Source organism: Enterococcus plantarum, assembly GCF_001730295.1.
Lineage (GTDB): Bacteria > Bacillota > Bacilli > Lactobacillales > Enterococcaceae > Enterococcus_L > Enterococcus_L plantarum.
The window spans coordinates 92,971-105,993 of sequence record NZ_MIKA01000004.1; the positions used below are offsets into that span (position 1 = coordinate 92,971).

Consider the following 13,023-nt stretch of genomic DNA (forward strand, 5'->3'; position numbering starts at 1 on the left):
TCTTAAACATTCACAAATTAAGTTTGTGATATAATTTACATTCTATAGAAAAATTCAATTATGTCAATTAAAGTTACAAAAGAAAGACAAAAATTTACCCGTTTTTCACACTTTTTTAATAATAAAAGTTTATTTCCTATATTTATAAATTGTTATTAGACAAATCCCGATTATCGCTATATAATGAATTCGATTGTGTAATTATTATCATTTTCTATTTTATTTTTTTAAGGAGCGGATTATCAATGACAAAGCAAAAAATTGTCGTTGTGGGAGCTGGTTATGCTGGAGTTTCAGCTACTAAATTTTTAGCAAAAAAATTGAAAAAAGATTCTGACGTTGAGATTACTTTAATTGATCGTCACTCTTACCACACCATGATGACTGAGTTGCATGAAGTAGCTGGAGGACGTGTTGAGCCTTCTGCTATCCAATATGACTTGCAACGTTTATTCTCACGTAAAAAGAACGTTACCCTTGTAACAGACACTGTAACTGGTATCGATAAAGACAAAAAAGTCGTTCAAACCAAGTTAGGTTCTTATGAATTTGACCAATTGATTATCGGTATGGGTGGCGAGCCAAATGATTTTGGTACTCCTGGAGTGAAGGAACATGGATTTACTTTATGGTCGTTTGAAAACTCTCTGAAAATTCGCGAACATATTTTGGAAACAGTTGAAAAAGCAGCAATCGAACCCGATCCAGAAGTTCGTAAGGCAATGCTAACATTTGTTGTCTGTGGTTCAGGATTTACTGGTATCGAAATGATCGGTGAATTAATCGACTGGAAAGATCGTCTTGCAAAAGATTTCAAGCTTGATCCTAATGAATTTACATTAATGGTCGTTGAAGCAATGCCGACAATCTTAAACATGTTATCTCGCAATGATGCAGCGAAAGCTGAACGTTATTTAGAGAAGAAAAATGTAAAATTATTACTTAATGCGCCAATCGTAGAAGTCGCTGCAGACCATATCAAATTAAAAGATGGTTCTTCTGTTGCAACGCACACATTGATCTGGACTGCTGGTGTTAAAGCAACTTCTGATGCTGCTGACTTCGGTTTAGAATCAGCTCGTGGCAATCGTTTGATTGCAAATGAATTTATGCAAGCTAAAGGATATGAAGATAAAAACATCTATATCGTTGGTGACTTGGTGTATTACGAAGAATTCCCTGAAACGCCAACTCCGCAAATCGTTCAAGCTGCTGAGCAAACTGGCCATACAGCGGCTGCAAATATCGTAGCTGACATCAAAGGTAGTGAAAAACACAAATTCAAAGGAAATTATCAAGGCTTTATGGTTTCTGTCGGCGCTAAATGGGGTGTAGCAAACTTATTTGATAAAATCCACCTTAGCGGTTTCTTAGCAATCATTATGAAACATATCGTTAACTTGAAATATTTCTTTGACATCCGTTCTGGTTACTACATGTTCCAATATATCATGCACGAGTTCTTCCATATTAAAGATGACCGTAATGTAACACGTGGACATTCTTCTCGTTATGGTAATGTTTTATGGAGCGTTCCATTGCGTGTATTCTACGGTATGGTTTGGTTAGTCGAGTCGATGAAGAAAATTGTCGGAACTGGCGATTACTTGAAACCAAGCACTTGGTTCGGTGATGGTTCATGGTTTACGGACAAAGTTGCCTTCCCATTCCCATGGTTACAAGAACAAGTAACAACTGGTGCATCTGCTGCAGGAGCTGAAACAACTGAGACTACAGCAAAAGCTGCTCAATTCGGTTTAAGCTACGCATATGGTGAAGAACCAATGCAAGTATTCGATCACATGCCTAAATGGTTTGAGAGTGTGATGAAATTCATGATGCCTAACCAAGAAGTTGCGTTATTCATGCAAAAATTCATGACGATTGTTGAAGTCTTGATCGCTTTAGCATTGATCGCTGGATTGTTCACTTGGATAAGTAGTGCAGCTACAATCGGTTTAACAATTGCCTTCTGTCTATCAGGTATGTTCTACTGGGTAAACATCTGGTTTATCTTTGTAGCCTTCGCTTTAATGAATGGCTCTGGACGTGCACTTGGTTTAGACCGCTGGGTTATCCCTTGGGTACAACGTACACTAGGTAAATGGTGGTACGGAACACCTAAATCTAGATACGGCAGTAAATAAGTCCTATTTATAGTAACAATCTAAGAGAGTTCTAGGTTTGCTCCTAGAACTTTCTTTTCTCATTATGATAAGATATATTCAACTAAAAACTACAAAGGAGAGGAAAGAGTTGAATTTTAAAGAATTTATTCAAAAAAGTTATATACGTCCATGGGATATTGCCATTATTTTACTTTTAACAATTAGTTCTTTCTTGCCCCTTGTTGTTTTTGGCATACAAAATACTGCCCAAGACGATGCTTCAAAACAAGCAGTCTTAAAAGTGGATGGCGAAGTCATAAAAGTCTTCGAGCTAAAAGAAGATGGCCCCACTTATACATACAAATACGAAGCAGCTGATGGTGATTACAACTTGATCGAAGTCAGCGGAGACAGAATCCGTATGGTTGAAACCAACTGCGGAGATCAAATTTGCGTACAACGAGGATGGATATCTAAAGCAGGAGAAACACCGATTGCTTGCTTACCACATAATTTATTCATCACAGTTGAAGCTTCTGACGGGAGTGAGGATGGCAGTTTGATTTATTAAGCAGCCAGTATATTATGAGCAAATTACAAAAAAACATCTATATATCCATGTTGGTTGCCCAAGGCGTGATTATCGGCTTAATTGAAAATATGATTCCCTATCCCTTTGCTTTCGCTCCAGGTGCAAAACTAGGACTGGCTAACTTGATTACTATTATTGCCATTTTTACCATGCGAAAAAGGGACAGTTTCTTTTTAGTCTGTCTGCGGTTGATTTTAACGATGTTACTTGGGGGAACAATTTCTACCTTCTTTTATAGTGCTAGTGGTGCATTACTTAGTTATTTAGGTATGCTCGTCATCATGCAATTAGGACCAAAACGTGTCAGTATTATCGGAATCAGTGCAGCTGGTGGATTTTTGCATAATGTTGGACAACTATTGACCACTTGTTTCTTTGCTCAATCGTGGGCTCCGATGCTTTATCTACCGTTCCTTTCATTTATCGGCTTATTATCCGGAATCGCGATAGGAATCGCAGCAAATTACCTATTACGCCATGTTCAAACCTTACGGCAATTTCAATTAAATTACGAATCGACAACGAAACATAAATGGAGCCAATATTTCCAGTAACATTTTGGCTTGACTGAGTACAATCGAAGGAGTCATCTTATGAACATTCATCCTATGTGGAAAACATATCCTGAACTAGCTAAAGAATTAAATACTACACTGAAGTTGATGGAAAATAGCGTTAATTTAAAAAATAAAGAGGTCGAAAATGCTGTTATGTCCATGATCCACTCTGGCGGCAAACTATTACGACCAGCATACCAACTTTTATTTTCACAATTTGGCGAGAATAGAGAGAGCAAAAAAGCTATTGCTTTAGCTGCAGCTATCGAGTTACTGCACACTGCAACGCTGATTCACGATGATATTGTAGATGATTCAGATATCAGACGCAGCTTGCCAACTATACGTTCTCAATTCGGTAATAGTACAGCCGTTTATGCTGGTGATTATTTATTTGTCAGCTGTTTTAAACTACTTGCTGACTATTCATCGTCTTTAAAGAGTATCCAACTGAATTCTAGAAGTATGGAAAAAATATTGAGTGGTGAATTGGGCCAAATGGATAATCGCTATAATCTTGATATGACGATCGATCAATACCTCGAAAATATTTCTGGTAAAACTGCTGAGCTTTTTTCATTAAGCTGCTTCGTCGGCGCTTACGAAAGTGGAACTTCAGAGCGGTTTGCTAAAAATTGTGGTCAGATCGGGGAAAATATCGGGATTGCTTTTCAAATTATCGATGACATTTTAGACTATACACAAAGTCCAGAACAAATCGGCAAACCTGTTCTAGAAGATGTCCGTCAAGGGATTTATTCATTGCCGCTTTTATATGCTTTAGAAGAAGGCCGTGGAACGTTACTTCCTTACCTTAAAAAAGGAGAAGCGCTAACAGACGCTGAGACAAATAAAATCTACAAACTTGTTCATTCATTTGGCGGTGTCACTAAAGCGCAAAAACTTGCTGAAAAGTATACACAACAAGCTTTGAAAGGTATTACTAAATTACCTGAAACATCTACTGATGCTAAAAATAAATTGTTCACAATCACACAGGCTATTCTTGCACGAACAAATTAAAATAGGTTAGGCCATGATCAATGATAGGCCTAACCTATTTTTGTTCCCACCATCTGATGGTAGCATCCACGCTAAGTGTCGAAGAACAGTCAATCACTTTCTCTTTACCGCTTTTTAACTTAAATTTCACCCGATAATAGGTCCCTTTCCGATACTGCTTTGTGCCAAACCGTTTGCATGATGACAAGTCATCTCTTTTTATAATAACATCTGGTAAGAGAACCATAAATTGATTGCTATAGCGTGCTTGAAGATGCCACTTAGCCTCTTTGTCTGAACATTCTCTTTTAAGCACAGTATACAATTCCTCTTGCTCTAGCTTTTGACTCTCAGTAAGGTACTTATTGATCTGATAATTTATTTTTAAAAGTGGTAACCCTATTACTATTCCAAGAATTATGATTGGCAATGAAAAACCCAGAATAAGGACTATTACTATATCTTCTATCGTTGCATGAGGCATTTTAAACCCCTTAACAATAAATATGAAAACTAATCCTACTGTCATAAAAACCACCAATGTAGTACTAAGGAAAATAGTTTTCTTAACTATTTTTTTAACATAGCTGTTTATAAAGTTCATACTAAACTATTACTCCTAATATAATTTGTCTGTATAAATAAATCACACTGAACTATCAAAAATTAAAAGATGAGAAAAACTAAACTCAGTTTTTTCTCATCCTTATTTTTTATCTCATTGTGACAAATTCTTCTGAACCTGTCGGGTGGATGGCTACTGTATTGTCAAAGTCTTTCTTCGTAGCACCCATTTTTATAGCTACTGCAAATCCTTGCAGCATTTCGTCCACACCTAAACCGATTCCGTGTAGTCCAACGATTTTTTCCTCTTCCCCAACACACACTAACTTCATATCACATTTTTGGCGATACTCCCCTAGTGCAAAATACATTGGTGTAAATGTTGAGCTGTATATTTTGATATTTTCAGTACCATATTTTTCTTTTGCTTGTGCTTCTGTTAGTCCAACAGTCGCAATTGTTGGATGAGTAAAGACAACTGTAGGGATTGTTTCATAATCCAAATATTCATTTTCTTTTCCATTAAATAAACGTTCGGATAATCTTCTTCCTGCAGCAATAGCAACTGGTGTCAAATCTATTTTTCCAATCACATCTCCTACTGCATAAACGCCAGCCTGTGTTGAATTTTGGAACTTATCAACCTTCACATAGCCTTTATCCGACAATTCAATGTGGGTATTTTCTAATCCTAAATTATCTGTATTTGGTTGGCGACCAGTTCCGAAAACAATACTGTCTGCCGTAATTTTAGTCCCATTTTCAAAGGTAATCACTAATTCTCCAGACTCAAGTTTTTCAATTGAATGAGGTATTGAATTCGGATAAATGTGCATTCCATCTTCAAGGTAATGTTCAACTACTTTTTCAGATAGCATATCATCAAAATCTCGCAATGGCCGTTCTTTTCTAAATGCCCAGTGAGTTTCCGCACCTAATCCATGAATAGTTCCAGCAAGTTCAGCTGCGATATAGCCCGCACCAATAAATACAACTCGTTTTGGTAGTTCTTCTAAAGCAAAGAAACCGTTAGAATCTATCGCGTATTCCTCACCAGGAATGCCTAATTTTTTAGGTCGTCCGCCTGTAGCAATCAAAATATGAGGTGCTGTATACTTTTCACCACCGGCTTCAATTGTATGATCATCAATAAATGTAGCGTACTCAGCTAAAACCTCTACTTTGTTACTATCTAATCCACGGTAATAAGCCGCATGTAAGTTATCAATATACGCTTCACGATTTTCAACAAGCTTCTTAAAGCTGAAGCCTTTTACTTCTACATCCATTCCGTACCCTTGTGTATCGCGTTTTACCATTTCCATCATTGAGCTTGCTTGCCACATGACTTTTTTAGGTACACAGCCCACATTGACACATGTTCCACCGATATCACTAGCTTCAATTAGTAATACTTTAGCGCCATACATACCGGCACGATTAGCAGAAGCAATTCCTCCACTCCCACCACCGATGACGATATAATCATATTCTTTTGACATAGTTACTTATCCTCCTTGCAATGAAAGGGATAAGCTGTAATAGCGAATCCCTCAATCATAGTATTTATTTTTTCTTACGAATCATATCACCAACAGCCACTGGTTTTTCAACTGGCATCGTTAAAATCATCATTGGATTTGGTGCTCGATCAATCGACTCGTCCTCTTCATTATACATAACTTCTACTGTTTGATGGAAGTGATTGAACCCAGGACCGTAAAATTCAATTTCATCACCCACACTAAAATGATTTCTTTGGCGAATTGTTGCGACTTTTGTTTCAGAATCGTATGCCATAACTTCCCCGATAAATTTGTATTGAGGGATCTTGCGGCGTTCTCCAAATAATTGTTCTTCATCCGTCGGTACATGATAATAAAAACCAGTTGAAAGTTCTCTTTGTGCCACTTTCCAGAGTTCATCGATCCATTCTTGTTTGCATTCATAATTTTCAGGATCTTCCATATAGGTATCTACTGCTTTTTTGTACACATTTGCTACAGTTGAAACGTAGTGGATTGATTTCATCCGTCCTTCTATTTTAAAACTATCGACACCATTTTGAATCAACTCTGGAATATGCTGAATCATCGCCATATCCACTGCACTCATTGAAAATTCTTCTTCAACTTCGCCTTTATCTGTTAAACTTGTACGTTCAGCACCAAAAGGCATATCATAAAGCTCATATTTCCAGCGGCAAGATTGTGAACAACCGCCGCGGTTTGCATCCCGCATCGACATGTGGTTAGATAACGTACATCTACCTGAGTAAGAAATACACATCGCTCCATGGATAAAGGCTTCTATCTCAACATCCGTATTTTTACGGATTTCTGCCACTTCGTCCATCGATACTTCACGCGCCAAAACAACACGTTCTAATCCTTCATTTTTCCAAAATTCCAGTGTTTCATAGTTGGTAGCTGAAGCTTGTGTAGACAAATGGATTGGTAAGCCCGGTGCTTCCGCTGCACAAATTTCAATCAAAGCCGGATCAGATACGATTACTGCAGAAATACCAACATCGCGAATTTCTCTGAAAAAGGCCCCTGCTCCTTCTTGATTACCTTCATGCGTGACCATATTTGCTGCCACATAAACTTTCGCTCCATGTTCATTAGCGAATGCTACGCCTTCAATCATATCTTCTTTTGTGAAATTACCTGCTCGGCTGCGTAAACCATAAGCATTTCCGCCGATATATACCGCATCTGCACCGTAATGAATGGCTGTTTTTAGTTTTTCTAGCGTCCCTGCTGGTGCTAAGACCTCAGGACGCTTCAATGTTCGTTCGTTTGTCATGTGTTTTTTCTCCTTATTTTATCTCGTCTGGATCCAAATCAAAGAATCCGATATCTAACCCACGATTTTCTGGGTGAAGGGTCTCAATTTGTTCAATCGCTTTTTGTGCTTGCTCACTGGACCAAATACCTGATTCTAGTTTTTCTCTAGCTTCTACGAACAATTTAGCAACTTTCACAAAGTTTTCTCCTGGCGCGTAGATCCCGTCAAGCTTCCACTTTGTGTAATGATGTCCATGAAGCTTGTCCAGTTCACCTATTAAGTTCACATCATTATCTGCAAATATATGTGTACCGTGACTATCTTCATAAATTGAATAGTGTGTCTCTTCTTTTTTAGGTTCTGATATGAATAAACCTCGCTCTTTACCAGTTGATTCATCATTTTTAGTAAAATTATAGTAGTTTTGTAGTAAGGGGCGCTTTGATTGATGGATGCATGTAGCACCATACACAAGAACTTCAGCTGGAACCATCAAGTTATCCTTCATTGCTTTCATCTCTTCAAAAGGAACTTCTCGTGCCAATACTGCACCAATTGCTCCACGCTTTGCCCAAAAATTGATTTGGCGAGAGCTCGTCACTAAGGTTTCACCATCGTAAATATAGGGAATACCGATTCCATCACGCTGCATCACAAAGACAACCCCTGGATCACCGACTGTTATTTGATCCACTTTTATGTCCTCCAAAAATGATAAATATTCTGGAACTTTCTTCATTTTTTCAGGATGCATGATCCCATTTAATGCCACCGTCACTTTTTTACCGGCTTCATGTGCTTTTTCAGTAATAGTTCGCTGTTCTTCACGTGAAAAAGACGTCGGCAAGCGCAATCCAAACATCTCTTCTCCAATATATAGCGTGTCAATACCGGCTGCTAATAATGCCTCCGCTTGATCAATAGATTCAGCAGTCGCAATAACTTCAATCATATTGTGTCCTCCTTTAAAAGCTGTATGAGCATGTTCAGCTCTGACTGGAAAATAGGAAAAATTGAGGGTGGCGCTCTCTGCCACAATCCATTTTTATCTTTTTCCTGAGGAGCTAGCTCATAAAGCTAGATAATTTAAAAGCTTGATCACTCTGTTCGTTTATGAACAAACTTGTTTAAAAATAATATGTTTATCTTTTTACACAGTCTTCTAACAACTGTTTTATAGTAGCACAGGTTCACAAACATTCCAATAGTCACTCTTTATTTTACCGCTTATTTTTCACAAAATAAAGACTATTGATTTATAGTTATCAACACAAAAACTGTGCAAAACAGATTCGTTTTGCACAGTTTTTATGATTAAATTGTTTGTAATACTTGTTCAGGTTTAGGTGATTTAACATTCAACGTTATTTTACCTTTACTGGCACCAATAGTTACTTTATCACCTAGATGGATTTGACCAGAAAGTAATGCTTCACTTAAACGATCCTCAACCTCTTTTTGCAATGCTCGACGAATTGGTCGTGCTCCATACTCTGGATCAAATCCAACTTTTCCAATCACTTCAATAGCCGCTGCGGTGATTTTCACATTAACGTCTTGCTCTTTCAATCGTTGAACGATCGATTTACTCATGATTTTTACGATTTCATGAATTTCTTCTTGATCCAATGAACGGAAGACAACTGTTTCATCCACACGGTTCAAAAACTCAGGACGAAATGCTTTTTTCAATTCTTCCATAATTCGTTTTTGCATCGCATCGTAATCTTTTGTCAGATCTTTTACATTGAAACCGACATTTTTTTCTTCACGAATCGCCGTTGCTCCGATATTTGATGTCATGATCAAAATCGTATTTCTAAAGTCAACTTTACGTCCTTTAGAATCCGTTAAATGACCATCGTCTAATACTTGTAATAGAATATTAAAGACATCTGGATGTGCTTTTTCTACTTCATCCAATAAAATGACAGAATAGGGTTTTTGACGGATTTTTTCGGTTAACTGACCGCCTTCTTCGTACCCTACATACCCTGGAGGAGAACCAATTAAACGACTAGTGCTGTATTTTTCCATAAATTCAGACATATCTACTCGAACAAGAGCATCTTCACTACCAAACATTGTTTCAGCTAACGCTTTGGCAAGCTCGGTTTTACCCACACCTGTTGGGCCTAAAAACATAAATGAACCAATTGGTCTATCAGGGTCTTTCAAGCCGCTGCGGGCTCTACGGATGGCACGTGATACGGCTTTAACAGCCTCATCTTGACCAACTACTCGATGATGGAGAATACTTTCTAATTCAAGTAATCGATCACTTTCTTTCTTTTCTAACTGCTGTAGTGGAACACCCGTCCATTGTGAAACAACATTCGCAACATCTTGTTCTGTTACCTGATTGGCATATCCAGAAGCTTCTTTTTGTTCTAATAATAGAATATTTTCCAATTTGCGGGCTAGTTTTTTCTCTTTTTGGCGTAGTCTTGCTGCACTTTCAAACGACTGTGACTGAATGGCTTCTTCTTTTTCTTGAACTAAACCAGCAATCTCCACGCGTAAATTATTGATTTCAGAAGGTTCATCCGCTAAATCTAGACGAACTTTAGCTGAAGACTCATCCATTAGATCAATTGCTTTATCTGGCAACTGGCGAGAGTTAATGTAACGCACAGATAATTGAACTGCTGCATGTAATGCATCATCTGTGATTTCCACACCATGGTGTTCTTCATAACGAGAACGTAACCCTTTTAAAATTTCTTCAGCTTCTTCTGCAGTCGGTTCATCCACTTGTACACGAGCAAAACGACGCTCCAACGCTGAATCTTTTTCAATATATTTTTGGTATTCATCCAATGTTGTTGCACCAATCGTTTGCAATTCTCCTCTTGCAAGTGCTGGTTTTAAAATATTTGATGCATCAATTGCACCTTCTGCACCACCGGCACCGATCAAGGTATGCAATTCATCGATAAACAAAATTACTTCTCCGTCTTGATAAATTTCATCGATTACTTTCTTTAAACGATCTTCAAATTCACCACGATATTTGGTACCAGCAACTAAAGCGCCCATATCCAACATCATCAAGCGTTTTTCCAGCATATCTTCAGGAACTTCACCATTCACAATTTTTTGAGCCAGCCCTTCAGCAATTGCAGTCTTACCCACACCAGGCTCACCAACTAAAACAGGATTGTTCTTTGTACGGCGACTTAGAATTTGGATCAAACGTCTAACCTCTTGTGAACGTCCAACCACTGGATCTAAATCTTTTTCACGTGCCAATTTAGTTAAATCACGCGCCAAGGAATCTAAAGTTGGCGTTCCTTTTGGTGCAGCTTTTTGAGCTTGACTATTACGACGGCGTCCTACATTCCCACTCATTTGTGGATCTGTAACACCTATTTTTTTCATTAGCAATTGACGCATTTTAGATAAACTTAACCCTAAATTCAATAAAATACGTGAAGCCAAGATATCTTCATCTCTTAATAACCCTAGCAAAATATGTTCTGTCCCAATATTTGGAGCACCTAAACGCTTCGCTTCATCACCTGCATAAGCAAATATTTGTTTTGCTCGAGGAGAATAAGGTAAATACGTACCTTTAGGATAAGCCTTAACAGTTCCATATCCAGTTAAGTGTTCAATTTCTTCACGAATATCGTTTTTATCTGCGTTTAACTGGCGTAATGACTTCCCTGCAATTCCATTTTGTTCTAACACTAATGCTAATAATAAGTGTTCTGAACCCACAGATTGATGCCTAAAATATTTTGCTTCTTCTTGTGCAATAGCTAGTACCGCCTTGGCACTTTCTGTAAATAATTCATCCATTCTATCATTCCTCCTCGTAGCTCAAACGTTCTAAAAACGACTGCAACAATTGAGCACGTAAATATTCTTCATTTGGTCCTGCTTTACCTAAAACTGATTTTCCTAGAACAGATAACATCAGATTTCCTTCTCTTTTGCTGATTACATCTTCTTCATATAACTTTTGTACAAATGTCAGCGCATCTTTTTCTGAAAGTTCACTACCTGTGAATTGGGCAATTTGTTTTAGTAATTGATCACTATCAGAAATTTGAACTTTGGCGATTCTAATATATCCACCGCCCCCACGTTTACTTTCTACAGAATAGCCACGTTGGATTGTAAAACGTGTGTTGATAACATAATTAATCTGGGAGGGAACACAATTGAATAAATGAGCCATTTCAGCTCTACGAATCTCAATCTTACTACTTTCTTCAAGAATTTTTTTTAAATATGCTTCTATTAAATCCGAAGTATTTTGATTACTCATCACACTCATCCTTTTCCCTTGACTAATACTGACCTTAATTATACATAACTTCAACTGTTTAATAAAGGAGAATGCCTAATTTGATAAGAAAAGATAAATAAATTTAGATAGCTAATTATTTAACCAAACAAAAAGAACAGAGTAATCACTCTGTTCTCTAAATCGGGAAGACAGGATTCGAACCTGCGACCCCTTGGTCCCAAACCAAGTGCTCTACCAAGCTGAGCTACTTCCCGTAGCTATAATAATAAAAAAAGACTAGACGCTTAAAAGGGACTAATTCTCTGAACCTTCTAATCCGTAGTCAAACATTTCAACTATGCACCCAAAGGGAGTCGAACCCCTAACCTCTTGATTCGTAGTCAAGCACTCTATCCAGTTGAGCTATGGGTGCTAAAGCAAGGATCAAAGTCAGATGTGTTCATCTGCTTCGTACTTGTCACATCTATTTTGTCAATTTTAGAATTGCCATTCATAGTGCTTCAAAGCAATGCCGAGGACCGGAATCGAACCGGTACGGTGATCACTCACCGCAGGATTTTAAGTCCTGTGCGTCTGCCAGTTCCGCCACCCCGGCGTTTTGAAAAGGCTAAGCGGAAAACGGGGTTCGAACCCGCGACCCCCACCTTGGCAAGGTGGTGCTCTACCACTGAGCTATTTCCGCAGTCTGGATGCCGGCTAAAGGATTTGAACCCTCGACCCTCTGATTACAAATCAGATGCTCTACCAACTGAGCTAAGCCGGCGTTATAATCGCCTAGTTATAAAACGAGACTAAAAATGCGGGTGAAGGGACTTGAACCCCCACGCCGTAAGGCGCTAGATCCTAAATCTAGTGCGTCTGCCAATTCCGCCACACCCGCAAAATATTTCTATGAGCCGTGCAGGGCTCGAACCTGCGACCCTCTGATTAAAAGTCAGATGCTCTACCAACTGAGCTAACGGCTCAAAAAATGGAGGTTGACGGGATCGAACCGCCGACCCCCTGCTTGTAAGGCAGGTGCTCTCCCAGCTGAGCTAAACCTCCAAGACAACACTTTAGCGTGGCGACGTCCTACTCTCACAAAGGGAAACCCTTCACTACAATCGGCGCTAAGAAGCTTAACTTCTGTGTTCGGCATGGGAACAGGTGTAT

Annotated in this window: 10 protein-coding genes, 8 tRNA genes and 1 rRNA gene; 4 read left to right on the forward strand and 15 right to left on the reverse strand. The window is 38.5% G+C overall.

The window, feature by feature from the left end; genetic code table 11:
- Nucleotides 1-245 precede the first annotated feature (245 nt).
- The 4 genes from BCR22_RS02805 to BCR22_RS02820 all read left to right on the forward strand — a co-directional run bounded on the left by BCR22_RS02805 (nucleotide 246) and on the right by BCR22_RS02820 (nucleotide 4,280).
- Nucleotides 246-2,147 (forward strand): NAD(P)/FAD-dependent oxidoreductase, encoded by a 1,902-nt coding sequence (locus tag BCR22_RS02805; protein WP_069653474.1) that lies wholly within the window; start codon nucleotides 246-248, stop codon nucleotides 2,145-2,147.
- Nucleotides 2,148-2,256: 109 nt separating this feature from the next.
- Nucleotides 2,257-2,679 carry a NusG domain II-containing protein gene (locus BCR22_RS02810; RefSeq protein ID WP_069653475.1) on the forward strand — a complete coding sequence of 141 codons (423 nt, stop codon included), beginning with the start codon at nucleotides 2,257-2,259 and terminating at the stop codon, nucleotides 2,677-2,679.
- A 14-nt stretch (nucleotides 2,680-2,693) separates the two neighbouring features.
- Nucleotides 2,694-3,254: a Gx transporter family protein gene (locus BCR22_RS02815; protein WP_069653476.1), complete on the forward strand. Its 561-nt coding sequence runs from the start codon at nucleotides 2,694-2,696 to the stop codon at nucleotides 3,252-3,254.
- A 39-nt stretch (nucleotides 3,255-3,293) separates the two neighbouring features.
- A complete protein-coding gene (locus BCR22_RS02820) occupies nucleotides 3,294-4,280 on the forward strand; it encodes a polyprenyl synthetase family protein (protein ID WP_069653477.1) in 987 nt (328 codons plus the stop codon).
- A gap of 34 nt (nucleotides 4,281-4,314) precedes the next feature.
- Here BCR22_RS02820 and BCR22_RS02825 read toward each other — a convergent pair whose 3' ends face one another.
- From BCR22_RS02825 to rrf, 15 genes are all read right to left on the reverse strand, one after another.
- Nucleotides 4,315-4,863 (reverse strand): hypothetical protein, encoded by a 549-nt coding sequence (locus BCR22_RS02825; RefSeq protein WP_069653478.1) that lies wholly within the window; start codon nucleotides 4,861-4,863, stop codon nucleotides 4,315-4,317.
- A gap of 109 nt (nucleotides 4,864-4,972) precedes the next feature.
- Entirely contained in the window at nucleotides 4,973-6,325 is a 1,353-nt protein-coding gene (gene gor, locus BCR22_RS02830) for a glutathione-disulfide reductase (protein ID WP_069653479.1), read from the reverse strand.
- Between the two features lie 64 nt (nucleotides 6,326-6,389).
- The gene (locus tag BCR22_RS02835) at nucleotides 6,390-7,631 is read right to left on the reverse strand and encodes a peptidase U32 family protein (RefSeq protein ID WP_069653480.1); all 1,242 of its coding nucleotides are present in this window, start codon (nucleotides 7,629-7,631) and stop codon (nucleotides 6,390-6,392) included.
- Nucleotides 7,632-7,644: 13 nt separating this feature from the next.
- Nucleotides 7,645-8,565, reverse strand: a complete 921-nt coding sequence (locus tag BCR22_RS02840) for a peptidase U32 family protein (protein WP_069653481.1) — start codon at nucleotides 8,563-8,565, stop codon at nucleotides 7,645-7,647.
- A 362-nt stretch (nucleotides 8,566-8,927) separates the two neighbouring features.
- On the reverse strand, nucleotides 8,928-11,417 hold the full coding sequence (locus BCR22_RS02845; RefSeq protein WP_069653482.1) for an ATP-dependent Clp protease ATP-binding subunit: 2,490 nt from the start codon (nucleotides 11,415-11,417) through the stop codon (nucleotides 8,928-8,930).
- A 4-nt stretch (nucleotides 11,418-11,421) separates the two neighbouring features.
- The gene (locus BCR22_RS02850) at nucleotides 11,422-11,889 is read right to left on the reverse strand and encodes a CtsR family transcriptional regulator (RefSeq protein WP_069653483.1); all 468 of its coding nucleotides are present in this window, start codon (nucleotides 11,887-11,889) and stop codon (nucleotides 11,422-11,424) included.
- A gap of 162 nt (nucleotides 11,890-12,051) precedes the next feature.
- A tRNA-Pro gene (locus tag BCR22_RS02855) sits at nucleotides 12,052-12,125 on the reverse strand.
- Nucleotides 12,126-12,209: 84 nt separating this feature from the next.
- Nucleotides 12,210-12,283, reverse strand: a tRNA-Arg gene (locus tag BCR22_RS02860).
- A 97-nt stretch (nucleotides 12,284-12,380) separates the two neighbouring features.
- Nucleotides 12,381-12,466: transfer RNA gene (locus BCR22_RS02865), tRNA-Leu, on the reverse strand.
- A 15-nt stretch (nucleotides 12,467-12,481) separates the two neighbouring features.
- A tRNA-Gly gene (locus tag BCR22_RS02870) sits at nucleotides 12,482-12,553 on the reverse strand.
- Nucleotides 12,554-12,561: 8 nt separating this feature from the next.
- Nucleotides 12,562-12,634, reverse strand: a tRNA-Thr gene (locus BCR22_RS02875).
- Nucleotides 12,635-12,669: 35 nt separating this feature from the next.
- Nucleotides 12,670-12,751 (reverse strand) — tRNA-Leu (locus BCR22_RS02880).
- Nucleotides 12,752-12,763: 12 nt separating this feature from the next.
- Nucleotides 12,764-12,836: transfer RNA gene (locus BCR22_RS02885), tRNA-Lys, on the reverse strand.
- 6 nt (nucleotides 12,837-12,842) lie between these two features.
- A tRNA-Val gene (locus tag BCR22_RS02890) sits at nucleotides 12,843-12,915 on the reverse strand.
- Nucleotides 12,916-12,929: 14 nt separating this feature from the next.
- Nucleotides 12,930-13,023 (reverse strand): 5S ribosomal RNA (gene rrf / locus BCR22_RS02895); the annotation flags it as partial.